Origin of the sequence: Acinetobacter pittii (assembly GCF_022449185.1) — a bacterium.
Taxonomy (GTDB): domain Bacteria; phylum Pseudomonadota; class Gammaproteobacteria; order Pseudomonadales; family Moraxellaceae; genus Acinetobacter; species Acinetobacter pittii_I.
Genome location: NZ_JAKUKO010000004.1, coordinates 203,788 through 229,419 on the forward strand (window position 1 = coordinate 203,788; position 25,632 = coordinate 229,419).

Consider the following 25,632-nt stretch of genomic DNA (forward strand, 5'->3'; position numbering starts at 1 on the left):
GGTGTAGCATAGCAAGCTGGTTTTGATGAGCAAGAGGAGAGAGCGTGGCGTTACTACTGCCTGTATTGGCATTTATCACAGGACTTCTACTTGCTCAGACTTCCCTTGCAGAAACCATAAAACCTATTCTTTCAGCTTGGCTTGCCCGCTTACTAATTCCGATTGTGATTATTTACAACATGGTATTTTATCAGCCAGGTAGTTTGAGTTTGATGCTGTTTAGCTTCGGTTCAGCATTTCTTATTTTCTTTGCCTATTTAGCTCTATTTAAAGACAGATTATTAGCGCTTTGCGTGAGTTATACCAACATGGGGTGGCTTGGCTTTCCCTTTGCCATGGCTTTATTTGGCCCTGATGCTACGGCTCCTATTGTGGCTTTATATATTGGTATGTCTCTTTTTGGCAATGCATGGGCTGTTACTGCAGTCACCACTGCACCACAAAGTAAGCTCAACATATTAAAAAAGGTTTTAACTTCTCCACCGTGTATTTCAATATTCTGTGCACTTTTACTTAGGTCGTTAGGTGCTCAACATATCGAGCATCCTGCTATACATTGGGTATATGAAGTTGCTAAGTTTGTCATGACTTTTGCTGGTATGTGTGTGCTGGGAATGTGGCTACGCCGTACTCGAGTGTATTTAAAAGACTTAATTTACAGTACAAAAGCTCAAGCATTTAAAGTAGTGTGCGGGTTTATTCTTTGTGGCTTAACTTATAGATTTTTACCCATTCCAAATATAAACCAGCAAATTGGAGTGATGTTTTTAATGTTCTGTCTACCGCCAGCAGCCAATATTGTAGCGCTAGAAACCCATTATCAAGGGACTGGAAGATCGGCGGCTTACATTGCCTCAGGGACGATTGTGAGTTGTATTTTTATTGCGATTTATGCGGTGTTTTTGCATTTCCCACTATAATTAATTTAAAAATTTTTCCCCTACATCTGCTTGTGCGAAGGCGGCATGGATGCAGCCAGTTAGACTGTGGTACATGAACGTACCATCAGTCTAACAAAAGATTTTGCTTACTTTTCATCTTTGAAAAGTAAGGTCTGCCTATACAAAGTTTAATATATTCTAACGCTGCATATTGTGGCCATGTGATCAGCTTACTTCTGTAAGCTCTCTCTAAATAACTGCATCGCTTGCCCACGATGACTAATCTTATTCTTGTCTTCTTTAGACAATTCAGCGCTAGACACTTGTAGCTCAGGCAACCAGAACAATGGGTCATAACCAAAGCCATTTTCACCACGTGCAGCTTCTAAAATTTCGCCGTGCCAAATGCCTTGGAAAATTTGTGGTAAAGGATCTTCAGCATGCGTCACTAAAGCAAGTACGCATACAAACATACCTTCAATTACTTCACCATTTTTACGGTAGGGTAAAAGGTCATTTAATAATTTGGCATTGTTGGCTGCATCGTCACCATGTTCTCCAGCATAGCGTGCTGAATAAATACCAGGTGCGCCGCCTAAAACTGGTACACAAATACCAGAGTCGTCAGCCATAGCAGGTTTACCTGAAATTTTAGAGGCATGACGAGCTTTAATAATAGCATTTTCAATAAAGCTTAAGCCGTCTTCAATTGCATCAGGAATATTAAGGCGACCTTGAGGAATAATTTCTACTGGTAACTTAAGCTGTTCAAAAAGTTTTTCAAACTCTGCGACTTTACCTTTGTTATTGCTGGCAAGAACTAAACTGCCCTGATCAAACCAATGTGGGGTAGACATAATAAAACCAAACTTTATAGCTAATATCGAACGTGAGTTATGTTACGTGTTTTTTAAGAGGGGATATAGAGGGAAATAAATAGAATATAAAATGGGACAACCTAAACTAAAGCCACCTTGTAGAACATACAAGGTGGCTTTAGTCGAGTAAGGTTTTTTACGGATGAACCGTTATTATTGTGCTTGAATCCATTTGTCTGCACGGTCACGCGCTGTACGGATTTGTTCTTGAGTTAAGTTCGCCGCTAGAGCAGTTTTCTTACCTTCAGATAGGCTAATCACTTTATTATCGAGCATGCCATCACGAGTTGAAAGCTCATACCATTGGTAAGCACCAACGTAGTTTTTCTTTTGCTCTTCCATCATCGCAAGGTTATAGCTTGCACGGTTATCACCATTGCTTGCTGCTTTTTCAAAGTATTTACGAGCCATAGACTCATCTTTTTTAACACCAATACCGTCGGCATACATGCGGCCTACGTTTAATTGTGCGGGCGATAAACCTTGATCCGCTGCTGCTTTAAACCATGCGAAAGCCTGTTTGTCATCTTTTGCTACATCTTTACCATATTGATAATGTGTACCAAGATAAAACTGTGCGCCTGCTTGACCAGCTTTTGCTGCTTTCTGAAGATCGTTAATCCCCATTGTTGAAAAACGTGCAGCCTGACTCGCAACCGATTGTGGCTGGGCGATATAATCTGCATGAGCCTGCATACTTAGCAGTCCTGCAAATAGTGTGCTAAATAATGTCTTTTTCATAGTGCACTCACTCGATAAATAGCGACTTCACCAAACAAATTCGGAACATGTTTGCTTAACAGGCTTCCCTGCTGATTTCCATTGACGGCGAGTCGATTAATAATTTGTATCTGATTTTCAGCACATAGTGCTTCGAAATCTTTAAATGTACATAAATGAATATTGGGGGTGTTATACCACATATATGGTAGAGCATCCGATACAGGCATCATTCCTTTTAATGCAAGAAAAGAGCGAGTCTTCCAATGTGCAAAGTTTGGAAAAGTAATAATTGCCTGTTTACCCACACGCACCATGTCTCTTAATAAAACATCGGGTGCATCTACGGCTTGCAAAGCTTGTGCCATAACCACATAGTCAAAGGACTGGTCTGCAAAGCGGCTTAAGCCGAGATTCAAATCTTGTTGAATAATATTTAACCCGCGACTGACGGCAATTGCAATCTTTTCTTGATCAATTTCTAAACCATAAGCACGAATTTGATGCTTTTGGCTCATATGAGCGAGTAATTCACCGTCACCACACCCTAAATCGAGTACGCTTGAGCCAGGTTTAATCCACTTTTCTGCCAGTTGTTGATCAATACGCATTAGCTTGCCTCCAGTGATGTCGATTTTAAGTGTTCTTCACCGCCTAAGAAAGCGCGCATGGTTTTGACATACAGTGGAATAGGAAATAAGAACGAGTCATGACCTTGTTCAGCATCAATGTCGAGATAACTTACTGGCTTATGATTGGTAATAAGCGCATCTACAATTTCTTGTGAGCGGCTTGGTGCAAAACGCCAGTCAGTTGTGAACGAGACAATCAAGAACTGGCATTTAGTTTTGCCCATCGCTTCAGTTAAAGAATGGCCGTATTCACGAGATGGGTCAAAGTAATCTAAAGCTTTAGTCATGATGAGATAGGTATTGGCATCAAAGTTACGGCTGAACTGTTCACCTTGATAACGTAGATAGCTTTCGACCTGAAACTCGACATCAAAACCGTACATAAATTTGCCAGATTTTAAATCACGGCCAAATTTTTGTTTCATAGCTTCTTCTGAAAGATAGGTGATATGACCTACCATGCGAGCCAAAATTAGTCCGCGTTTCGGGTAACTATCATTTTCTAAATAACGGCCATGATGGAAATCTGGATCAGACAAGATTGACTGACGAGCAACCTCATTAAATGCAATATTCTGTGCTGAAAGCTTTGGTGCACTGGCAATAATCACACATTTTTGTAGGCGGTCAGGGTAGTCTACGGACCATTGTAGTGCTTGCATGCCTCCTAATGATCCACCGACCACTGCATACCAGACATCTACACCCAAACGGTCAGAAAGCATGGCCTGAGTTTTAACCCAGTCGCGTACCGTTACTAATGGGAAATCAGGTCCATAAGGGCGATTGTCATTTTCAGGATTTGGTGAGGTCGGGCCAGTTGAGCCATTACAGCCACCAATATTATTGAGCGAAACTACAAAAAATTTATTCGTATCAATTGCCTTACCCGGGCCAATACAACTATCCCACCATCCAGCTTTTTTATCATCTTCGTGGTGATAACCCGCTGCATGATGATGTCCGGAAAGAGCATGACAGATTAAAATTGCATTTGATTTATCAGCATTTAAAGTGCCGTAAGTTTCGACCATTAGTTCAAAACGTGGCAAAACACGATCACATTCAAGGTGTAATGGTTCTTCAAATTGGAACTTTTGCGGAGTGACTAACCCCACTGAATCAGCTGGAAAAGACACGGGAACATTTCGCCTTTTAAATCTTTCAGGAATAAAAAGAAAGGATACCAAGCTAGGTATCCTTTCCAAAGTCTTTTTTTAATTAAACAGCGGCGGCAACAACCTGATCTGTACTTAAAACACCTTGATCAATCAAACGGTTGGTACACGCAATAATTGCTTCAATGGATGAGGTGACTGTATTGTCATGAACACCAGCACCAAATGAACCTTTACCTGTACCTTTTACTTGAAGCTCAATTAAGGTTAATGCTTTCGCATTTGCACCAGAACTAATACTACGTTCTTCATAGTTCAATACGTCAATTGGTAATTGAAGAGCATTTAAGAATGCAGAAATTGGTCCATTACCTTCACCACGAAGTTGTTGTGTTTCACCTTCGACATCAATATCAAGTTCGATAATTTGAGTACCATTAATGTCAGATAACTTGTAGTGTTTGACTGTGTAATGGTGGTTCTTCACATCAACATACGCGTCTTTAAATAAGGTCCAGATTTCTTTAGCGTTAATTTCTGTACCGTTCTCATCAGCATATTGTTGAACAACCTGACTGAATTCGATTTGCAAACGACGTGGTAATACAACGTTGTAGTTCGATTCTAATAAATAAGCGATACCACCTTTACCAGACTGACTATTTACACGAATTACAGCATCGTAGTCACGGCCCAAATCTTTCGGGTCGATTGGTAAGTATGGCATATCCCAGATTTCTTCGTTTTTCTGGTACTCGAAGCCTTTTTTAATAGCATCTTGATGTGAACCAGAGAATGCAGTAAATACCAAATCACCTGCATATGGATGACGAGGGTGTACAGGTAAACCAGTACATTCTTCAACCGTTGCAATCACTTCATTAATATTAGAAAAATCTAACTCTGGTGCTACACCTTGGGTATACATGTTCAATGCAATAGCTGCAACGTCAACGTTACCTGTACGTTCACCATTACCGAACACACAGCCTTCAACACGGTCAGCACCTGCCATAATGGCAAGTTCTGATGCAGCAATACCACAGCCACGGTCATTGTGACAGTGAACAGAAATGATCACACCATCACGACGTGCCAAATTACGATGCATCCATTCAATTTGGTCTGCATAAACATTTGGTGTAGAAACTTCTACAGTCGCTGGTAAGTTTAAAATAACTTTATGATCTGGACGTGCATCCCAGATTTCTGTGACGGCATCACAGACATCTTTAGCGACTTCTAATTCAGTTGCAGAGAAACATTCTGGGCTGTATTGGAAAATCCAGTCTGTTTGAGGATATTGAGCCGCATACTCTTTAACTTTTTGAGCAGCATTAATTGCTAATTGTTTTGCGCCATCAACATCTACATTCAACACCTTTTGACGGAAGGTTGGAGAGTTCGAGTTATAAATATGCACAATTGCGCGTTTAGCACCTGCCAAAGATTCAAAAGTACGTTCAATTAAATGGTCACGTGCTTGAACCAAAACCTCAATGTATACGTCATCAGGAATATGATTTTCTTCGATTAACATGCGAGTAAAATCGAAATCAATTTGAGATGCTGAAGGGAAACCGATTTCAATATGCTTAAAACCAATTTTCACAAGCATTTTGAACATTTTGAATTTTTGTTCCATGTTCATCGGTTCAAAAATTGCTTGGTTACCGTCACGTAAATCAGTACTCATCCAGATTGGCGCTTTTGTAATTTCTTTATTTGGCCATTGGCGATCTGGTAAATCCACTCGTTGGTACATACGGCGGTATTTTTTGCTTGGGTCAGCCAACATCATGAGAAAACTCCTTGTCTCGTAGCGCGGTTGCTCTGGATATATTTAAAAGGCAACGTCTACAGTTATATATGGTATCTAATTCAGAAAAATTAAAGGTAATTTTGAAGTGCTGCTTTAAAAAGCAGGCAAAATTTTTATACGCGCGCTTGGCGCAGCATCAGGAGTTGCAGATGATGTCTTGCTTGAGTAGGCGGGGCAAACAAGTAATTCGTTTTCATCTCTAGACCGTGAAATAATAAGTTTGGTGGTTTGCAGGTAATCTTGTTATTTAGATATATCACATCTAAACAATGATTACACCTTGTGCAAAATTCTTATCATAATTTTAGTTAAATAGTTTAGAAAATAATTTTCTAATTTTGCGCCATTTTGTTTTTTGTGGGAAATAATTTTCATATTTTTGCCTTATTAAGGTAAAAAAGATTATCTGGTCTTAAAAAGGCAAAAATAAATATAGTTACAGTTCTGACCACATACGAATTAAATTATGATAAATGTTGGTCAGCTTCATGACTTCTGAATAGTTATCGCCGTGTGCTTTACGTAGTTCTCGAATGCTCTCATCAAGATTAAATAAAAGGTGGCGTTTACTATCGTCACGGACCAAACTTTGTACCCAGAAAAAAGAAGCAAAACGAGTACCTGAGGTAAGGCTACTGACTTCGTGCAGGCTAGTAGACGGGTAGAGCACGACATCACCTGCTGGTAATTTAACTTCGTGATAACCATAAGTGTCTTCAATCACTAGGTCACCACCTTCATATTCATCGGGTTCACTTAAAAATAATGTACAAGATAAATCAGTGCGGAGCTGTTCAGAAGTTCCACGGATAAGGCGAATTGAGTTGTCTACATGGAAACCGAAGCTTTCATGTTCATCATAACGATTAAAAAGCGGTGGAATAATTTTGTGGGGTAGGGCGGCAGCCTGAAACACTGGATTTTGCCAAATTGCTTTGATGACAAGATCACTTAAATGATGAGTAAGCGGGTCTTGTTCTGAGAGTTGCTGATTTCTTTTCACAGAAGCAGACAAGGTGCCGGCAGTCACTTTCCCACCTACCCAATTGGCGTCTTCCATGAGCTTACGAAACTCGGCAACTTGCTCTTTGCTTAAAACATTGGGGATATGATGAATCACGGCAAACACCTTTTAAATAGATACTTCATTTGTAAAAATAGCCTCATGACGAGGCTATTTTATATGAACTTCAATTAATTCCATAAATAAATTATGGAATTTAATCTTAGTACTTAAAGTTAATCGCTAAGACAGCATTACGACCATTGCCTTCAAATGCGTAGTGAGCTGCATGTGCACTTGTGAAATAACGCTTATCAGAGATATTGTTGATGTTAAGCTGTAAATTTACGTTCTTGTTCACGTCGTATTTAGCCATAGCATTGTAAATAGTGTAGGTTGGCAAGTATTTTGGAGCAGTCGTGTTTACAAAGACTTGATCACGATATTCAACACCAGCGCCTAAAGTCAATTGAGGCATTACTCTGTACGTAGACCAAAGTGTAGCACTGTTTTTCGCTACAAATGGTAATGGCTTACCTTCTTGAGCAACTGCATTGTATGCCGCTTCAGTGATTTCGCTATCTAAATAGCTATAGCCTGTAGAAACATCCCATTTGTCGGTAATTTTGCCGTTCAAACTAATTTCAAATCCATCAACTTTACTTTTACCTGCATTGGCAGTCGTATTCGGATCGATCTGGATGCGAGTATTTTGCTTTTCAGTACGGAAAACTGCTGCTGTTAAATTAGCACGGTTATTAAACAGATCCCATTTAGTTCCTAACTCGAAAGTACGAGCTTCTTCTGGTTTTAGATCATTTGCACTCGCACTTGCAGCACCTGAGTCGCTAATAGAATCTGAACCTGTATCACCTTCAGCAAGCACGCCTACTGGGTTTGCTGACGTAGCATAGCTTAAATAAATACTACCATCTTCTGTTGGTTTAAAAACTAAACCAGCTTGGTAAGAGAAGTAGTCTGTATCGCTTTCTAATTTATCACCAGCTTTATGAGGAGTACGTCCACTTACGTCCTTATTATATTTTTTCTCAGTTTCAAATTTATCCCAACGAACGCCTAGGTTAAGTAACCATTGTGGATTAAATTCGATACTATCTAAAGCGTAGACTCCTACATTGTGACTACGTGTCGTAGATTGTGCTTTAATAGATCCACGTTTATCTGTAAATGCACCATTTCCTGGATTATTTAAACTCGTACACCAACCATTTGCCGCCGCAGCTTCTGAAGTACAATTTTTAATATTGCTGTCTAAAATAGTAGATGTGGTTTCACCTGCAGCATTAGTAAATGTATATACACCTTGGTCGGTCTCTTGGAAGCTCCATTCAGTTCCGACATTAAAAGAATGTATTAATGAACCAGTATTAAATTTACCTCTTAAAGAAAGCTGATCGCTATAAGCATCGCTATCTAAGATACGGCTTAAAGCGCGGCGAGCGATTGTGCCTCTGTAAATGTTACCTTTAGAGTCATCAGCATTCGTATAAACATAATCAGATTTAGATTTGTTGTAAGTTGCTACATTCGATAAGGTAAGATTTTCATTAAAATCATGTTCTAACTTAAATGTACCAATATGGTTTTCACGTTTATCAAAATCACGTGCTTTCCAACCATAGTAGGTTCCTGCTTTTACATCAACAGGTTTACCATCACCAGGTGTTACTGTCACTCCTGGAGGAGGAGTTGTTGGATTTGCATTGTTAAATGGGATACCGGCATCAGGTTCATCATTACTACGTAAATAGTAGTAGCTCAGTGTTCCGCGAGTTGCCGTATCTAAACCAAATGCAAGACTTGAGGCAATACCGGCACGAGCATATTCAGCGCCGTTACTCTGACCAGCTTTTTCATTTTCGTGACCCATGATAACTACACGACCAGCAATGCCATTTCCAAAGTCTTTGTTGGCATCAAGTTGGATATGACGATAGTTATCAGTACCGCCTTGGATACTGCCTTGATAAACGTCACCTTCATGAGCAACTTTAGGAATTAAGTTAATACTTCCGCCAACGCTACCACCACCACCAAGAGCAGAAGAAGAGCCTTTGATGACTTCTACTTGTTCAATGGCAAACATATCGCGATTTTGAGACGTTGTATTACGAACACCATCAACATAAATAGAAGACTGACCGCTATAACCACGAATGTAAGGCATATCGGTAAACGGGGTACCACCTTCACCAGCACCTAACGTAATACCAGGTTCATAGCGTAACGCTTCGAGTAGGGTATTAGAGTTTGTATCTTTAATTAATTTTTGAGAAAGAATAGAGACTGATTTTGGTGTGTCTTTGAGAGGAGCTACGAATTTAGAGTTTGCAGACTGATCTACTTTTAAAGATTCTTCTTGAGTCGCTTTAGCATGAATTGTTGGTAATTGTGAAACTGCTTCTTGCGCGATGGCTGTTGTTGCAATCATTGATAGCGATGAAGCTATTGCAGAAGAAACAATTTTTTTACGTGTTCTAATCAAAGACATAACTTCAGGACTCTAAAACTAAAAGGTTATGCGAATAATAATAATTCTTATTTATATGTACAGTTTGTGTTAATTGGATTTGCCAATTGAATTATGAAGAGAAAATGAATAATTGAATGGTAAATTGTACTTTTATGTAGCTAATCTACTGATTATTGGTAATTGTTTATTAAAGCGATTAAATTCAAAGTTTAATTGTAATTTTAGATTTATAAAGAATAACTAAAAAATTAGTTTTACTTAAGTACTTATTAAAAATATTTAAAGAATCATAAAATTACTGTGAAATTTACTAGAATAATGTCCTTCACTTACATCAAGTGATCGGTTAATTTTGTATATCTTGAAAGTTGTCATATAATACAGCACTTTTTTAAAAACTGTTCCTACTAACTAATTTTTATCGAGGAAGCCATGCAAGTAACGACTGAAGCGGTTTCGGGCGTTGCCCGTCGTTTAAATGTGTCTGTACCGACGAGCCGTATTAACGAGCAATTTGAAGCTCGTTTGAAGCGCACTGCCAAAACTGTGAAGATCAACGGCTTCCGTCCAGGTAAAGTACCTGAAAACGTTGTTCGTCGCGAATACGGTGCAAGCATTTATCAAGAAGTTGTAAATGACATCATTCGTGATAGCGTTTTTGAAGCAATTCAACAAGAAAAAATCAATGCGGTAGGTATGCCGAACATTGAGAAAGTTGAACATAAAGAAGACGCTTTAGTTTTTGAAGCAACTGTAGAAGTTTATCCAGAAGTTGAAGTAAAAGCATTTGACGGCTTAGAAGTTGAACGTAAATCAGCTGAAATCAAAGACGCTGACGTTGACGCTATGATCGAAAACTTGCAAAAACAACGTCAAACTTGGGCTGTAACCAAGGGTATGGCGAAAAAAGACATGCAAGTGACTTTTGACTTTGAAGGCACTATCGATGGTGAGAAGTTTGAAGGCGGTTCTGCTGAAGACTTTAAACTTGTGTTAGGTTCAGGTCGTATGATCCCTGGCTTCGAAGATGGCATCATTGGCATGAAAGCTGGTGAAGAGAAAGTAATTGACGTTACTTTCCCTGAAGATTACCAAGCTGAAAACTTGGCTGGTAAAGCAGCTCAGTTCAAAATCACTGTGAAGCAAGTTGAAAAATCTAAACTTCCAGAAATTGATGCTGAATTCTTAAAAATCTTCGGTGTAACTGAAGAAGAAGGCGTTGAGAAGTTAAAAGCTGACGTTCGTAAGAATATGGAACGTGAAGTTCGCAATGGTTTACGTAACCAAGTTAAACAAGCTGCTTTTGATGCTCTTGTTGCTGCGAATGAAGTTGAAGTTCCAACTGCAATGGTTGCTCAAGAAATTGACCGTCAACGTCAACAAATGGTTCAACAGTTCACTCAACAATTTGGTGGTGCAGGCGCGCAATCTTTTGACAAGAGCATGCTTCCTGACGAATTGTTCAAAGAACAAGCAGAGCGTTCTGTTAAGCTTGGCGTATTGGTAAGCAAAGTTTTAGCTGATGCTAAACTTGAAGTTGATCAAGCTCGCGTTGATGCTTACATTGACGACATGGCTTCTTCTTACGAAGATCCAACTGAAGTGATTGAATACTTCAAAAATGATGCTCAACAACGTGCTCAAATCGAAGCAGTTGTATTAGAAGATCAAGTTGTTGATCACATCTTAGCTGGTGCTAAAGTGACTGACAAAGCTGTATCTTATGATGACTTATTGAAAGAACAACAAGCTCGCCGTATGGGCTAATCTTTTAAGAAGTCAGAAAAAGGCGCCGAAGGCGCCTTTTTTGTTTTTCATTATGTGGTCAATTTGAGTGCGGCATTAAGTACTTAGGTATAAATAATATAATATTTCAGTGCGAACCTTTTGCAATTTGAGAAATTATCCCGCATATTGTTGCCATAGGTTAAGTCACAAAAAATTTAGGAATAAATAACGTATGTATGTTCCAACAATTGAAAATGCTTTAGTTCCTGTTGTGGTTGAACAATCTTCTCGCGGCGAACGTTCTTTTGATATTTATTCACGACTTTTACGTGAGCGCGTCATTTTTTTGACAGGTGAAGTTGAAGATAACATGGCAAATTTGATCGTTGCCCAAATGTTGTTTTTAGAAGCTGAAAATCCTGATAAAGATATCCACCTTTATATTAACTCTCCAGGTGGATCTGTGACAGCGGGTATGGCCATTTATGACACGATGCAGTTTATTAAGCCTGATGTCGTGACATATTGTATGGGGCAAGCTGCTTCAATGGGGGCATTCTTATTAAATGCGGGTGCTAAAGGCAAACGCTATTGTTTAGAAAATGCCCGTGTCATGATTCATCAACCATTGGGTGGTTTCCGTGGTCAAGCATCGGATATTGAAATCCATGCGCGTGAAATTCTCTTTATTAAAGAGCGCTTGAACCGCTTAATGGCAGAGCATAGTGGTCAAGACTATGAAACCGTTGCTCGTGATACTGACCGTGATAACTTTATGACAGCCCAAGCTGCTAAAGAATATGGTCTGGTAGATCAGGTGTTAAGTAAGCGTCCATAAGGACCTTCTTATATAAATAACTTGAGATGTTGAAAAAGATCTCCATTTAGTTATTTATGCAGTGCATCTTGCCCTAATATTTAAGATTCTATTTGTGGAGTGAATATGTCCGAACATCCTCAAGGACAAAAACATTGTTCATTTTGCGGTAAAACGCAGTCTGAAGTCGGGAAACTGATTGCAGGTGAGGACGCATATATTTGTAATGAATGTGTGGATGTCTGCTTAGACCTTGTACAAACCAGCCAACAGGTTGAAGCAGGTGACTGGGCGAGTAAGGCATTGCCAAAACCACATGAAATACGTGCTGCGCTTGATCAATATGTTATTGGTCAAGATCTTGCCAAAAAGACATTATCTGTTGCGGTTTATAACCATTATAAACGCTTAAAAGTTGGTCATAATGGCCATGTCTCTAAAGAAGTAGAAATTGCTAAAAGTAATATCTTACTGATTGGACCTACTGGCTCAGGTAAAACTTTACTTGCGCAAACATTAGCTCGCCTTTTAGATGTTCCATTTGCTATGGCAGATGCAACAACATTAACCGAAGCTGGTTATGTGGGTGAGGATGTTGAAAATATTGTGCAAAAGCTTTTGCAAAAAGCAGACTACGATGTAGAGAAGGCTCAGAAGGGCATTATCTATATTGATGAGATTGATAAGATTACTCGTAAATCTGAAAATCCATCAATTACGCGTGATGTGTCTGGTGAAGGTGTACAACAAGCATTATTAAAAATGATTGAAGGTACAGTTGCTTCGATTCCGCCTCAAGGTGGTCGTAAGCATCCACAGCAAGAGTTTATCCAAATTGACACCTCAAATATCTTATTTATTTGTGGTGGTGCATTTTCTGGTTTGGAAAAAATTGTACAACAGCGTCAAGAGAAAGGCGGTATTGGTTTTACAGCTGATGTTAAAAACAAAGATGAAACCAAAAAGCTTGCTGAATTGTTCCGTCAGGTTGAGCCAACTGACTTAGTGAAATTTGGTTTGATTCCAGAATTCATTGGTCGTTTACCAGTGATTGCTACACTTGAAGAGCTAGACGAAGAAGCTTTAATGCAAATTTTGACTGAGCCAAAAAATGCATTAACACGCCAATATCAATATCTTTTCACTATGGAAAATGTTGATCTGATCTTTGAAGACTCTGCATTACGTGCTGTTGCTAAAAAAGCGCTTGAACGTAATACGGGGGCGCGTGGTCTACGTTCTATTATGGAAAACGTACTGCTTGAAACTATGTATGATTTACCAAGTCGTACAGATGTTGGAACAGTCATTATTAATGAAGCAGTTATTAATGGTGAAGCAGAACCTGTTTATCAGGCTGAACGTCAACCTAAAGAAGCTGCAACGCATGAAAGTGTTGCTAAGGCAGATTTAAAGGTTATTGATTCGAAGTCTGCATAGATTTCATTCATCTAAAAAGCATGAATCGCGTTAGTGATTCATGCTTTTTTTGTTTTCAATTTATATGGGTAGTGTTAATCTTAAAAATACAAAATACGCATAGTTTTGCGGTGTAAAAAATAAATCAAAAACAAAACGCTTTGAGGGATGCCATGCGTTATTTAATCGTATCTTTGTGCTGTGCCGGACTATTTGTGGGCTGTCAAAGTTCATCTCATTTAGAAAAAAATTCGAGTGAATTGACCGCGACTCTACCTAAGGTTGATGTTGAAAAAGAACCTGGTTTACTGGATCAATATCATTTAGGCGGTTTTACTGTGGGAGGGTGGGTCAACCAAAAATTGGGTCAGACTTTTGCTCCAATCAAACCACAAAATGAACAGGCAGCTGTAGTTTATCTATATCGACCAGACACAAAATGGAATCGTCAGGAAATTGCAGCGATTAATCTCTTTGTGAATGGTAAGCGCATTCCGAGTCTATTACATAATCATTATTACTGGATTGAGTTACCAGCAGGAACGTATCGCCTTTCCGCGAGTCGCCCTTTACTTGGTATCCATTTTCAAGAACCAAAATATATTGATATCACTGTTGAGGCGGGAACGTCTTATTATTTGAAATATGATGAAGAAAATAAAATGGACCGAAGTGAACATACTGGTCCATTTATGTTAATGCAAGACAATATTGGACGTAGAGAGATAGCATTTACCGAGCTTAAATCTTCTAGCTATAATTTTGTTGCTGAAGATACTTCAGGAAAGATCCGTCATAAACCACAAGAATTAAAGCCAGCCAAATATGATGAGAAATCAGATGTACATCTGATTAAACCATTTAAATTATGGAATCCTTTAACTTGGTAATGAGCTGCAAAAGATAAAGAAAAGTTAAGACTTTTCTTTATCTTTCATGAGTGGTGCAAGAATTTTAAGTATTTCTTCTTGCATATGATCTCGTGCTTTAGGGTCATTAAACGTTTGCTGTCCCAACTCCATCATATATTCTGAAATTTGTCCCATAATCTGTACGTTCTTGCGTGTAATTGATTGGCCTTCTGGGGTTTTTAAAAATTTCAGATTAGCCTGAATTTCCTCTTCAGTATAAGTCTTTAGGTAAATATCCTGTAAGGCTTGGGTGGTTTTTGGGTTGCTAATGAGCTGATTGCTCGAATCTTTTAAGAGAGAACCTAACTTCTTCGCGGCCTCTTTTTCTTTTGGACCTAAAGTTTTGATACCCGTGATATTACTAACGATCTGTTCTGCCTGTTGATCATAGTAAGGCGTTAATTCATCAATTGATTCTTTAAGCAGGTAATCAATTTGGCTCATTTGCATGAGTTCTTTAACTGAACTTAACTTGGCAGGAGAGGCAAACAAGCTTGTGGTAATACAGCTTAGACAAAGGCTGATTGAGAGATTTTTAAGAATAGGGCGAATAGTCATGAAATGACCTATATTCAATATTTGGCGAGAGGGTGCTTTCATTAATAGCATAGATTGACGAACTAATTGTTACAATTTTTTTCAGATTTTAAAATAAAAAAAGAATGCATAAAAAAAGCACCGAATTCGGTGCTTTTCTTGATTAGCCAGCTGCTGCATCGACTACTGGAATTTTTCCAATTTTCGCTTGCCAGATTTTTGGAGCTACTGCGTGAATTGAAGTACCATTTACGTCAACTGCAACAGAAACAGGCATATCTTCAACTACGAATTTGTAGATGGCTTCCATACCTAAGTCTGCAAATGCAACAACTTCAGCTTCACGAACAGCTTTAGATACGAGGTAAGCCGCACCACCAACTGCCATTAAGTAAGTTGCTTTGTTGTCTTTGATTGCTTCAATTGCTGTAGGACCACGGTCAGCTTTACCGATCATACCGAATAGGCCAGTATGTTCTAATACTTTACGTGTGAATTTATCCATACGTGTTGCAGTTGTAGGGCCAGCAGGACCAACAACTTCATCACCCACTGGATCAACAGGGCCAACGTAGTAAATAAATTTACCTTTAAGATCAACTGGTAATTCTTCACCATTGTCGATCATTTCAACCATACGTTTGTGCGCAGCATCACGACCTGTGTACATTGTTCCGCTAAGAAGTAATGTGTCACCTGGTTTCCAAGAGTCCATTTCTTCTTGAGTAATGGTATCAAGGTTTACGCGTTTAGACTGTGAAGAGTCCCAAGTTACAGAAGGGTAGTCTTCAAGTTTTGGTGCTTGAATATGAGCTACACCTGTACCATCAAGCTGGAAGTGAGCATGACGAGTCGCAGCACAGTTAGGAATCATGCCTACTGGTTTACCAGCAGCGTGACATGGGTAATCTTTGATTTTAATATCAAGAACAGTCGTTAAACCGCCAAGACCTTGTGCCCCAATACCAAGTGCATTTACTTTTTCAAAGATTTCGATACGAAGTTCTTCGATTTTGTTCTCTGGTCCACGACGAAGTAATTCATCCATGTTGATTTCTTCCATGAGCGCTTCTTTAGCAAGCATCATGGCTTTTTCAGCAGTACCACCAATACCAATACCGAGCATGCCAGGAGGACACCAGCCTGCACCCATAGTTGGAACAGTTTTAAGTACCCAGTCAACAATTGAGTCAGATGGGTTAAGCATCGCAAGTTTAGATTTGTTTTCTGAACCGCCACCTTTAGCAGCAACAGTAATATCTACTTTGTTACCCGGAACGAGTTTGTAGTGAATTACAGCAGGGGTATTATCTTTTGTATTTTTACGACCAAATGCAGGGTCAGCAAGTACAGAAGCACGAAGAACGTTGCTGTTTTCAAGGTAACCTTGGCGAACACCTTCGTTTACTGCATCGTCTAAGCTCATCGTTAAATCAAATTTAACATCTAAGCCCACTTCAAGGAAAACGTTAACAATACCAGTATCTTGGCAAATTGGACGATGACCTTCCGCACACATGCGAGAGTTAATTAGAATCTGTGCAATTGCATCCTTTGCGGCTTTGTTTTCTTCGCGATCATAAGCACGGCTCATCGCTTGGATAAAGTCTTGCGGGTGATAGTACGAAATAAACTGTAGGGCGTCCTTGATCGATGTAATCAAGTCATCTTGTTTGATAATCGTTGTCATACCAGAAAATCTCTTGAGCGGGCTGTTAGCTAGCGGGCTAAATTATATGACAAAAAGACAGTGTTGTGGGAGATTGGTTGATCTTTTGACCGAAAGTCGCATAAGAACATATTGATGTGATTTAAAAGAGAGAAATTGGAAAATTATTTATTTTTGAATGACTAAAATAAAAAAAGCCATTTGAGCGGACATCAAATGGCGAGAGGTAGTAAAGGTGAATTATATTAATTATTTGGCAGCGGCTTGCTGTTCTGCCTGAATTGCGGTTAATGCAATGGTAAAGACGATGTCATCTACCAATGCTCCTCGAGACAAGTCATTGACTGGTTTGTTGAGGCCTTGCAGCATTGGACCTACACTTACAACATTTGCAGCACGTTGTACTGCTTTATAAGTTGTATTGCCTGTATTTAAGTCTGGGAAAATAAATACATTTGCGCGGCCAGCAACGCGTGAGTCTGGTGCCTTTTGACGTCCTACGCTTTCAACTGAAGCTGCATCGTATTGAAGTGGACCATCAATCAGTAAGTCAGGACGACGTTGTTGAGCAATTTGAGTTGCTTGCTGTACTTTTTCAACATCAGCGCCTGTTCCGGAAGTACCGGTTGAGTAGCTGATCATGGCAATACGTGGGTCAATTCCAAAAGCTTTCGCTGAGTCAGCAGACTGAATTGCAATTTCAGCAAGTTGCTCTGCTGTTGGGTCTGGGTTAATTGCACAGTCGCCATACACATAAACTTCATCTGGCAAAAGCATAAAAAATATTGATGAAACCAGTGAATATTCAGGTGCTGTCTTGATGAGTTGGAATGCTGGGCGGACCGTATTTGCTGTGGTGTGTACCGCTCCTGAAACTAAACCATCGACTTGATCTAAAGCTAACATCATGGTGCCAAGCACAACGGTATCTTGAAGCTGCTCTTTCGCTTGAAGCTCATTGAGTTTACCTTTACGTAGCTCAACCATTGGTGCAACGTATTGATCACGAATACTATCGGGGTCGACAATTGCCAATTCGGCCGGTAATTCAATACCACGTGCTTTTGCAACATCGTGCACAGCATCTGGTTTAGCCAGCAAAATACAGTCGGCAATGCCACGTGCCTGACAAATTGCTGCAGCTTGAATGGTGCGCGGTTCATCACCTTCAGGTAGCACAATCCGTTTTTTTGCTGCAATTGATTTTTGCACCAATTCATGACGGAAAGCCGACGGTGACAGGCGAGGGGTAGCGGCATTGTTGCTGTGCTGTTTAAGCCATTCGACATCAATATGACTTGAAACAAATCGGGTCACTTGCTCAGCACGTTCAGTATCGTCAGTTGGAATCTCATTGCCAAAATTAGATAAACGCTGAGCAGTTTCAAGTGTGTTTAAACGAGTATGTAAAATCGGCAAACCTTGTTTAATTGCACTTTGACAAAAGTCTAAAAGCTCTGGTGCTGGCGCTTCTCTTTCGGTAAGTACCAAACCTGCAAGAGGAATACCATTGCTGGTTGCCAAACTACTTGCAAGTAAAACGTCGGTACGCTCAGATGCGCTAATAATCAATTCGCCTGCAATAAATTTATTCAGTTCGTATTCAATGCTTGAAGCAATTAAACTTGAATGCAAAATACGACGTGTTTTAGCTTCACCTTGATGTACCCATTGCCCATCAATGACATTTGCAATATCAAGTGTTCTAGGTACACTTAGCGTGTTACTAAATGGAACCAGCCCAATAATCGGTAAATCACTAGAACCAAAATAACGATTATATTTTTGCAGTTCAGTCGTAAATTTTACGATTTCTTCAGTCGGTCGTAATGATGGATCAAACGCAACAGGAATTTGTGCTGTTTCTTCAGTTAATCCACGGGTACGCATAAACAGTACACCAGCAGTACGATTTGATGTTGCTCCACCAAACTGGCGTAAATGAGCATCTACTTTTTCTGCTGCTTTTTTCGGGTTTTGAATATCTGCTGTGCTGACCAGCACGACTTCTGCATCAAGTGCTTGAGCAAGACTTGCGTTGAGTTCACTGGCGAAGTGGTCTTGTCCGTTAGGTAATAAGCCTTCCACAATAATGACATCATGGTCTGCTGCAACGCTACGGTGGAGACTAACAGCTTCTTCAAGTAATTCATCTACTTCCCCAGCGGCAATAAGCTGAGTTAATTTTTCATGCGAAATAGATTGAACAGTTTTACTTTGAAATAAATGACCAAATAATGAAGTGGTTCGGTCAAGATGCTCTTGGTCTTCTTGAGAAAATGGTTTTAAAAAGCCAGCTTTAATCCCGTTGCAATCAAGTGCGTAAATCATACCTAAGCAGGCAGAGGTTAGGCCAACCCCTTCACCTGTAGGAATCAATAAAATTGTATTCATATAAACCTATAAATAAACGAATATCGAGTTTTCGCTAAGCTCTAATTAAGCAAGGCTTGCTACAGATGCTGTATTTTCTGCTGCTTCAACAACTTGACGAGTTTCTTTGGCAATACGGCCTTCTTCATCTGTAGGAATGACCCAAATTTGAGGTCCTGTTCCGTTGTCGATTCGGCCTTCAGTGCCACGTTTTAGGTTGTTGTTTTGATCTTTATCAAGCTGCAAACCAAAATGAGGTAAATACGCTAAGGTTTTTTCACGAATATAGGCTGAGTTCTCGCCAATACCGCCAGTGAAGATTAAGCCGTCTAAAGTTGGTAAACCACAGCTTAATGCAGCAAGTGATTTTGCAAGGCGATAACTAAAGACTTCAATTGCAAGGCAAGCATCTTCATTGCCATTTTCAGCAGCTTCAATCACTGTACGCATGTCGTTAGACAGTTGAGATAAACCTAATAAGCCACTTTCGTTATTTAAAACTTTATCAATTTTTGCTAAGTCCCAACCGAGGTTTTTCGCAAGGAAGCTATGTAAGCTTGGGTCGACATCCCCACTACGTGTTCCCATCACTACACCTTCAAGCGGAGTAAGGCCCATAGAAGTATCAACACTTTGTCCATTCCACACTGCGCAAGTTGAACTGCCGTTTCCTAGATGCGCTGTTAACCATCCACCTTTTTTCAAGTTACCTGCGAGCTCACTCGCTTTATCAGACACATAAGCATGGCTTGTACCATGGAAGCCATAACGGCGGACGTTATGGTCAGTATATAAAAATTTAGGAATTGCATAACGATATGCATGCGGTGGCATGGTTTGATGGAATGCAGTATCAAATACGGCAACCTGAGGTAATTCAGGAAATAGGCGTACGGTTGCGTCAATACCAATTAAATGTGCTGGATTATGAAGCGGAGCCAAAGGCGTTGCTGCACGAATACGTTCAATAATTTCAGGAGTGAGTAATTCTGCTTTGGTTAAACTACCACCGTGCACAACACGATGTCCGATTGCTTGCGGTTTGTAGTTGGCAAGACGTGCAAGTAAAGTTTCTAAAGCTTTGGCATGGTCAGCATAAGGAATTGAAAGTTCAAGTGGTTCACCACCTACTGTAATTCCCTTAATACGAGCATCAGCTGCCCCCAAGTTTTCTGCTAAACCGTAAATACGATCTTCACGACGCTCTGAAACCAGTGCGTATTTAATAGATGAAGAGCCGCAATTGATAACTAATACTGATGTAGCCACGTTGAAATACCCAAGTCCTGATTTAAAATAGTTTTCCTAACTTCCTGTTCAAGATGTATTATTTTTCGATACAGATTGAACGGGTTGTCATGTTTTAACATGTGTTGTTTTTCTGTCCAAGATAGACTTTAGCCCATTAGACTTAAGCACTATCGACCATCAAATTATTTGTAACTAATATTTGTCCAGTATAAAGCTTAACCACTGTATTCCTTGTTTTTTTATACGCATAGAAATGAGTTTTTTGTATATATTTATGAAAAAATAAACCCAAATGAAGGATGAATTTTAAATGGTAGAAACCAAACCTTTATTGAATAAGTGAGTTGGTTCTTTAAGTTAAATTTTAAGCATCTATTACAAATAATATACGTAATTGAAATTAAGTTTTGATGGTATTTAAGGGAGTTAAAAAGAACCTAATATGGATTTATAAGTACTAAAAATTAGAATGAAAAGCTCATCATTTATATATTGTTAAATATATTTTATTATGTTGATTTACAATAAATTTACTGTATTTTTGAGATTTGGTTTAGCTGTAAACATACCTAAATATTAAATAAGTCTTTTGTCTAAAATATAAACTTACTATCTCTATAAAGCTTGTGCTGAGGCCATTACAGCAGGATTGGCTGGGGTTGCATGTCGCTTTTTGCGTGAATAATATTGTTCATCCTTTTTCAAATGATCATAAGAAATATATCATTTGGTCTATTTTTATTTTCCGGCTTATCCGGTTGTACAGGAGCGTCCAGCATGGACTTGCCGAATCCAGTATTGGCAAAAGTGACCGAGCGTGTAATCGCACGTAGTCAAAAAACTCGTTCTGCATATTTACAACGTATTGAACATGCACAAGGCAAATTTCCTGCTCGTGGAGCACTTTCATGTGCCAATCTGGCTCATGGTTTTGCCGGTATGGACGATAATGAAAAATTAATTATTAAAGTAGGCCGTGAACCAAATATTGGCATCGTATCTTCATATAACGAAATGCTGTCGGCTCACGCACCTTATAAAACTTTTCCAGATTTAATTAAAACAGCTGCTCGTGAGAATGGTGGCGTGGCACAGTTTGCAGGTGGTGTTCCTGCGATGTGTGACGGTATTACCCAAGGTAATGCTGGCATGGAACTATCTTTGTTCTCTCGTGAAACCATTGCGATGAGCACAGCGATTGCATTGTCTCATAACATGTTTGACGCAGCTTTATGTCTGGGCGTTTGCGATAAAATTGTGCCGGGCTTACTGATTGGTGCTCTGCAGTTTGGCTATTTACCTACTATTTTTGTGCCAGCTGGTCCAATGACCAGTGGTCTATCTAACGATGAGAAAGCCAAAATTCGTCAGCAATTTGCAACGGGTCAGGTTGGCCGAGATGCTTTGCTAGAAGCTGAGTCAGCTGCTTATCACGGACAAGGGACTTGTACTTTTTATGGTACAGCCAACAGTAATCAAATGCTGATGGAAGTAATGGGCTTACATTTGCCAAGTGCCGCATTTGTTCATCCTCACACACCATTACGTGATGTACTCACCGCAGAAGCAGCGATTCGTGTACTTGATTTAACAGTTGAGCGTGGAAACTACACGCCGATTGGTCATGTTGTCGATGAAAAAGCAATTATAAACGGCATCGTGGCATTGCTCGCGACAGGTGGGTCAACCAATCATACTTTGCATTTGATTGCGATTGCTCGTGCTGCTGGTATCTTGATTGATTGGGACGACTTTGATGAGTTGTCTGCTGTTGTTCCATTGCTCGCAAAAATCTATCCAAATGGTAAGGCCGATGTAAACCATTTCCAAGCTGCGGGTGGGGTAGCTTTCCTCATTCGTAACTTACTTGAAGCTGGTCTGTTGCATAACGATGTAACGACAGTGGCTGGTAAAGGTTTGCAGCATTACACCAAAGAACCAAAACTGATTGACGGTAAGCTCACTTGGGTTGGCGGTGTGGTTCAAAGCCTTGATGACAAAGTTTTACGTAGCATTGATGCGCCGTTTCAACCAGATGGTGGCTTGCGTTTAATGCAGGGTCGCCTTGGTCGTGGTGTGATCAAGATTTCTGCTGTTGCGCCAGAGCATCGTAAAGTTAAAGCTCCGGCAATTGTGTTTGATTCGCAAGAAGCAGTGCAAGCTGCTTTTGATCGTGGTGAATTACACCGAGACTTTATTGCAGTTGTTCGTTTCCAAGGTGCGCGTGCGAATGGTATGCCTGAATTGCATCGTTTAACGCCTGTGTTGGGTGTTTTACAAGATCAAGGTTTCCACGTTGCTTTAGTCACTGATGGGCGTATGTCTGGTGCTTCAGGTAAAGTTCCTGCGGTGATTCATTTATCTCCAGAGGCCTTACTAAATGGGCCGATTGCTAAAGTGCAAACAGGCGATATGTTGATTATTGATGCTGAGGCTGGCGTACTTGATGTTGAAATAGATGAAGATGTATGGCAGTCACGCCCTGTTGCACAGCCAGAACATCAGACAGAAAACGAAGTTGGCTTTGGCCGTGAATTATTTGGTGTTTTCCGTGCTGCTGCTGCGCCAGCTGAACATGGGGCATCTGTATTTGGTGCATTGGTTGGTGAAAATTCACCAGAGCAGATTTGAGTCAAAGGAACTGAAAAATAATGATTAAAATTGAAGATATCGTCAAATTAGGCCCAGTCATCCCTGTATTGGCATTTGATTCTGCCGAGCAAGGTGAGGATGTATCACGTGCTTTACATACAGGTGGCGTGAAAGTCCTTGAAATTACCTTACGTACCGCTGCGGGTCTTGCTGCTATCGAGCGTGCTAGCCAATTGGCAGATGATATTGTGGTGGGTGTAGGAACAATTACCAAACCAGAACACTGTGCTCAAGCCAAAAAAGCAGGCGCTCAATTTGGGGTATCTCCTGGTTTGACTAAAGATCTGCATTTGGCTGCCCAAGATGCTGGCTTACCTCTATTGCCGGGTGTGATGACACCAAGTGACCTGATTCAAGCGATTGAATTGGGTTATGACATTGTGAAGTTCTTTCCAGCTCAACAGGCTGGCGGCGTTGAGATGCTAAAAGCATTTTATGGCCCATTTCCAAACTTGCGCTTTTGTCCGACTGGTGGAATTACTGCAGAGTCAGCGCCAGATTTCTTAAAGCAACCTAACGTGGTTTGTGTAGGTGGTTCATGGTTAACACCTAAAGCTACTGTAGCTGCCCAAGACTGGGCTGAAATTACTCGCTTGGCACAAATTGCGAGTCAGTTGAGAGCTTTGTAAATGTAGACAATATTTATAAAAAATGAAGTGCATTCTATGTGCTTTAAAGGCTGTATTGATGTGACCAGTTTGTGTTGGTCACACCTAAATATAAAAATTTAATGTCTTAACAGTAGGAATTACTGTGGTTGAAGACCCTTGTTTAGGTAGTGTGCCTAAATAATTATTCCAAGGAGAAGTGTCCCATGGAGACGGTTCAGGGTGGCATGTTACTGATCTACACTGTAATCGCGATTATTGCTTTAGTGGTCATGATCGCGAAGTTTAGAATTTATCCATTTTTAGTTCTTATTATTGTTTCACTCGGTTTAGCCTTGGCTGTTGGCATGCCAATGGGTGATATTGTTAAGTCTTATGAAGCCGGTACAGGTAAAACCTTAGGCCACCTTGCGATTGTAATCGCACTAGGAACGATGCTCGGTAAAATGATGGCCGAGTCTGGTGGTGCAGAGCGAATAGCAATTACTTTAATTAAGTGGTTTGGTGAGAAAAATATTCACTGGGCCATGATGTTTATTGCCCTTATTGTTGGGCTTCCCGTATTTTTCGAAGTAGGTTTCGTTCTACTCATTCCAATTGCATTCAACATTGCTAAACGGACAGGTAAATCTTTATTGGTTGTTGGCTTACCAATGGTTGCCGGTTTATCGGTTGTGCATGGGTTAATTCCACCACATCCAGCGGCACTGTTGGCAGTACAGGCTTATCATGCTGATATTGGTAAAACGATTGCTTATAGTCTGATCGTTGGTGTGCCAACGGCTATTGTTGCTGGACCACTGTATGCACTTTGGATTAATAAATACGTTAAATTGCCCGAAAATAATCCGTTAGCGAAGCAGTTTATTGAAGCAGATACCAATAGAACTCGTGAGCTACCAAGCTTTGGGATTACCTTATTCACAATTATGCTGCCTGTAGTATTAATGTTGATCGGTAGCTGGGCAGATCTTTTCTTTGCACCACAAACTTTTGCAAACGACTTACTACGTTTTATTGGTACTTCTGATATCGCATTGCTTATTGCTGTACTGGTCAGCTTTATTACTTTCGGTACGATGCAGGGCTTTAACCGTGAACAAATTGAAAAATTCTGCGGCGGATGTTTAGCTTCTATTGCTGGGATTATGTTGATTGTAGGTGCTGGTGGTGGTTTTGGTGGCATTTTGCGTGACACCGGTATTTCTAATGAGATTGTTTCTACAGCATTGAAGGCAAACCTGTCGCCGTTATTGTTGGGCTGGTTTGTTGCAGCATTAATTCGTTTGGCAACAGGATCGGCAACGGTGGCTATGGCTACAGCGTGTAGCATTGTTGCTCCAATTGCAGCAACGGCTGGTGTTGCAGTTAGGCCAGAACTTTTAGTACTTGCCACAGGTTCGGGTTCATTAGTTTTCTCACATGTAAATGACGCAGGATTCTGGTTAATCAAAGAATATTTTGGTATGACAGTAGGGCAGACGCTCAAGACTTGGTCAGTATTGGAAACGATCATTTCAGTGTTGGGTTTATCTTTCACGCTACTGCTTAGCACTATTTTATAATTAAAGGTGAGTAATCCATGATTGTGATTGCAATGGGTGTCTGTGGAACAGGTAAAACGCTGATTGGTGAGTTGTTATCAGAGCGTTTGGCTTGTGAGTTCCTTGATGGCGATACGCTTCATTCAGCTGCAAATAAAAGTAAGATGAGTCAAGGTATCCCTTTAACTGATGAAGACCGCTTGCCATGGTTACAGGCAATTCGTGAGGTCATTGAAACCAAACAAAGAGACGGTGAAACGGCTGTATTTACATGCTCATCTTTAAAACGTATGTATCGCGATATTTTAAGAGGGCAGGACCAGAATGTTAAGTTTGTCTACTTAAAAGGTTCTTATGAGTTATTACAGCAACGACTTGCAGCAAGATCAGGTCATTTCTTTGATCCCTCATTGCTACAAACTCAGCTAGATACATTAGAAGAACCAGATCTTCATGAAGCAATTGCTATTGATATTGCTTTGACGCCTGAACAAATTGTTGCGCAAGTCATGCAGCAACTTGGTGTAGTCAGCGATGTATGTCAGGAATAATCATTAAAAAATATCATGCTAAAA

At 40.0% G+C, this 25,632-nt stretch carries 21 protein-coding genes; 9 read left to right on the plus strand and 12 right to left on the minus strand.

Annotated elements, in window-relative coordinates; translation table 11 throughout:
* Nucleotides 1-44 precede the first annotated feature (44 nt).
* Entirely contained in the window at nt 45-920 is an 876-nt protein-coding gene (locus MKX14_RS11295; RefSeq protein ID WP_240282470.1) for an AEC family transporter, read from the plus strand.
* Nucleotides 921-1,111: 191 nt separating this feature from the next.
* Here the strand turns inward: MKX14_RS11295 and rdgB are convergent, their stop codons facing one another.
* The 7 genes from rdgB to bfrD all read right to left on the minus strand — a co-directional run bounded on the left by rdgB (nt 1,112) and on the right by bfrD (nt 9,566).
* Nucleotides 1,112-1,738 carry an RdgB/HAM1 family non-canonical purine NTP pyrophosphatase gene (gene rdgB / locus MKX14_RS11300; RefSeq protein WP_004698813.1) on the minus strand — a complete coding sequence of 209 codons (627 nt, stop codon included), beginning with the start codon at nt 1,736-1,738 and terminating at the stop codon, nt 1,112-1,114.
* Between the two features lie 174 nt (nt 1,739-1,912).
* The gene (locus MKX14_RS11305; protein ID WP_005804213.1) at nt 1,913-2,500 is read right to left on the minus strand and encodes a tetratricopeptide repeat protein; all 588 of its coding nucleotides are present in this window, start codon (nt 2,498-2,500) and stop codon (nt 1,913-1,915) included.
* Complete coding sequence (gene metW / locus MKX14_RS11310) at nt 2,497-3,090, minus strand: methionine biosynthesis protein MetW (RefSeq protein ID WP_001217230.1); 594 nt, start codon at nt 3,088-3,090, stop codon at nt 2,497-2,499. The genes MKX14_RS11305 and metW overlap by 4 nt, the downstream gene beginning before the upstream one ends.
* Nucleotides 3,090-4,250, minus strand: coding sequence for a homoserine O-succinyltransferase MetX (gene metX / locus MKX14_RS11315; protein ID WP_002114709.1), 1,161 nt, complete (start codon nt 4,248-4,250; stop codon nt 3,090-3,092). The genes metW and metX overlap by 1 nt, the downstream gene beginning before the upstream one ends.
* An 82-nt stretch (nt 4,251-4,332) precedes the next feature.
* Nucleotides 4,333-6,030, minus strand: a complete 1,698-nt coding sequence (leuA, locus tag MKX14_RS11320; RefSeq protein ID WP_002114718.1) for a 2-isopropylmalate synthase — start codon at nt 6,028-6,030, stop codon at nt 4,333-4,335.
* Nucleotides 6,031-6,487: 457 nt separating this feature from the next.
* Nucleotides 6,488-7,171, minus strand: coding sequence for a Fe2+-dependent dioxygenase (gene piuC, locus MKX14_RS11325; RefSeq protein ID WP_046811426.1), 684 nt, complete (start codon nt 7,169-7,171; stop codon nt 6,488-6,490).
* Nucleotides 7,172-7,277: 106 nt separating this feature from the next.
* Nucleotides 7,278-9,566 (minus strand): TonB-dependent receptor, encoded by a 2,289-nt coding sequence (gene bfrD, locus MKX14_RS11330; protein ID WP_108009436.1) that lies wholly within the window; start codon nt 9,564-9,566, stop codon nt 7,278-7,280.
* Nucleotides 9,567-9,980: 414 nt separating this feature from the next.
* On the opposite strand from bfrD, the gene tig reads away from it, so the two are divergent.
* From tig to MKX14_RS11350, 4 genes are all read left to right on the plus strand, one after another.
* Nucleotides 9,981-11,315 carry a trigger factor gene (gene tig, locus MKX14_RS11335; RefSeq protein ID WP_002114878.1) on the plus strand — a complete coding sequence of 445 codons (1,335 nt, stop codon included), beginning with the start codon at nt 9,981-9,983 and terminating at the stop codon, nt 11,313-11,315.
* 193 nt (nt 11,316-11,508) lie between these two features.
* Nucleotides 11,509-12,114 carry an ATP-dependent Clp endopeptidase proteolytic subunit ClpP gene (gene clpP, locus MKX14_RS11340; protein ID WP_002114870.1) on the plus strand — a complete coding sequence of 202 codons (606 nt, stop codon included), beginning with the start codon at nt 11,509-11,511 and terminating at the stop codon, nt 12,112-12,114.
* A 105-nt stretch (nt 12,115-12,219) separates the two neighbouring features.
* Entirely contained in the window at nt 12,220-13,533 is a 1,314-nt protein-coding gene (gene clpX / locus MKX14_RS11345; RefSeq protein WP_002114726.1) for an ATP-dependent Clp protease ATP-binding subunit ClpX, read from the plus strand.
* Nucleotides 13,534-13,685: 152 nt separating this feature from the next.
* Complete coding sequence (locus MKX14_RS11350; RefSeq protein WP_240282471.1) at nt 13,686-14,402, plus strand: DUF2846 domain-containing protein; 717 nt, start codon at nt 13,686-13,688, stop codon at nt 14,400-14,402.
* A gap of 24 nt (nt 14,403-14,426) precedes the next feature.
* On the opposite strand, the gene MKX14_RS11355 is transcribed toward MKX14_RS11350, so the two are convergent.
* The 5 genes from MKX14_RS11355 to MKX14_RS11375 form a co-directional block, all read right to left on the minus strand.
* Nucleotides 14,427-14,981, minus strand: a complete 555-nt coding sequence (locus MKX14_RS11355) for a DUF2059 domain-containing protein (RefSeq protein ID WP_240282472.1) — start codon at nt 14,979-14,981, stop codon at nt 14,427-14,429.
* Nucleotides 14,982-15,123: 142 nt separating this feature from the next.
* Complete coding sequence (gene fumA, locus MKX14_RS11360) at nt 15,124-16,650, minus strand: fumarate hydratase (RefSeq protein WP_002115045.1); 1,527 nt, start codon at nt 16,648-16,650, stop codon at nt 15,124-15,126.
* Nucleotides 16,651-16,878: 228 nt separating this feature from the next.
* A complete protein-coding gene (gene pta / locus MKX14_RS11365; RefSeq protein WP_240282473.1) occupies nt 16,879-19,023 on the minus strand; it encodes a phosphate acetyltransferase in 2,145 nt (714 codons plus the stop codon).
* 45 nt (nt 19,024-19,068) lie between these two features.
* Nucleotides 19,069-20,271, minus strand: coding sequence for an acetate/propionate family kinase (gene ackA / locus MKX14_RS11370; RefSeq protein ID WP_005079149.1), 1,203 nt, complete (start codon nt 20,269-20,271; stop codon nt 19,069-19,071).
* Complete coding sequence (locus MKX14_RS11375; protein ID WP_014208326.1) at nt 20,253-20,372, minus strand: hypothetical protein; 120 nt, start codon at nt 20,370-20,372, stop codon at nt 20,253-20,255. The genes ackA and MKX14_RS11375 overlap by 19 nt, the downstream gene beginning before the upstream one ends.
* Before the next feature lie 658 nt (nt 20,373-21,030).
* Here MKX14_RS11375 and edd point away from each other — a divergent pair.
* The 4 genes from edd (at nt 21,031) to idnK (ending at nt 25,608) form a co-directional block, all read left to right on the plus strand.
* Nucleotides 21,031-22,884, plus strand: coding sequence for a phosphogluconate dehydratase (gene edd, locus MKX14_RS11380; protein WP_240282474.1), 1,854 nt, complete (start codon nt 21,031-21,033; stop codon nt 22,882-22,884).
* 20 nt (nt 22,885-22,904) lie between these two features.
* Nucleotides 22,905-23,534, plus strand: a complete 630-nt coding sequence (gene eda / locus MKX14_RS11385) for a bifunctional 4-hydroxy-2-oxoglutarate aldolase/2-dehydro-3-deoxy-phosphogluconate aldolase (protein WP_046811421.1) — start codon at nt 22,905-22,907, stop codon at nt 23,532-23,534.
* Between the two features lie 185 nt (nt 23,535-23,719).
* Nucleotides 23,720-25,078, plus strand: a complete 1,359-nt coding sequence (gene gntT, locus MKX14_RS11390) for a gluconate:H+ symporter (RefSeq protein WP_004794740.1) — start codon at nt 23,720-23,722, stop codon at nt 25,076-25,078.
* A 17-nt stretch (nt 25,079-25,095) separates the two neighbouring features.
* A complete protein-coding gene (idnK, locus tag MKX14_RS11395; RefSeq protein ID WP_108009450.1) occupies nt 25,096-25,608 on the plus strand; it encodes a gluconokinase in 513 nt (170 codons plus the stop codon).
* The last annotated feature ends 24 nt before the right edge of the window (nt 25,609-25,632 follow it).

Coding starts and splice junctions, on each gene's coding strand:
- rdgB (WP_004698813.1), bottom strand. CDS start 1,738: ATGTCTACCCCACATTGGTTTGATCAGGGCAGTTTAGTTCTTGCCAGC.
- MKX14_RS11305 (WP_005804213.1), bottom strand. CDS start 2,500: ATGAAAAAGACATTATTTAGCACACTATTTGCAGGACTGCTAAGTATG.
- metW (WP_001217230.1), bottom strand. CDS start 3,090: ATGCGTATTGATCAACAACTGGCAGAAAAGTGGATTAAACCTGGCTCA.
- leuA (WP_002114718.1), bottom strand. CDS start 6,030: ATGATGTTGGCTGACCCAAGCAAAAAATACCGCCGTATGTACCAACGA.
- bfrD (WP_108009436.1), bottom strand. CDS start 9,566: ATGTCTTTGATTAGAACACGTAAAAAAATTGTTTCTTCTGCAATAGCT.
- tig (WP_002114878.1), top strand. CDS start 9,981: ATGCAAGTAACGACTGAAGCGGTTTCGGGCGTTGCCCGTCGTTTAAAT.
- clpP (WP_002114870.1), top strand. CDS start 11,509: ATGTATGTTCCAACAATTGAAAATGCTTTAGTTCCTGTTGTGGTTGAA.
- clpX (WP_002114726.1), top strand. CDS start 12,220: ATGTCCGAACATCCTCAAGGACAAAAACATTGTTCATTTTGCGGTAAA.
- MKX14_RS11350 (WP_240282471.1), top strand. CDS start 13,686: ATGCGTTATTTAATCGTATCTTTGTGCTGTGCCGGACTATTTGTGGGC.
- MKX14_RS11355 (WP_240282472.1), bottom strand. CDS start 14,981: ATGACTATTCGCCCTATTCTTAAAAATCTCTCAATCAGCCTTTGTCTA.
- fumA (WP_002115045.1), bottom strand. CDS start 16,650: ATGACAACGATTATCAAACAAGATGACTTGATTACATCGATCAAGGAC.
- pta (WP_240282473.1), bottom strand. CDS start 19,023: ATGAATACAATTTTATTGATTCCTACAGGTGAAGGGGTTGGCCTAACC.
- MKX14_RS11375 (WP_014208326.1), bottom strand. CDS start 20,372: ATGTTAAAACATGACAACCCGTTCAATCTGTATCGAAAAATAATACAT.
- edd (WP_240282474.1), top strand. CDS start 21,031: ATGGACTTGCCGAATCCAGTATTGGCAAAAGTGACCGAGCGTGTAATC.
- eda (WP_046811421.1), top strand. CDS start 22,905: ATGATTAAAATTGAAGATATCGTCAAATTAGGCCCAGTCATCCCTGTA.
- gntT (WP_004794740.1), top strand. CDS start 23,720: ATGGAGACGGTTCAGGGTGGCATGTTACTGATCTACACTGTAATCGCG.
- idnK (WP_108009450.1), top strand. CDS start 25,096: ATGATTGTGATTGCAATGGGTGTCTGTGGAACAGGTAAAACGCTGATT.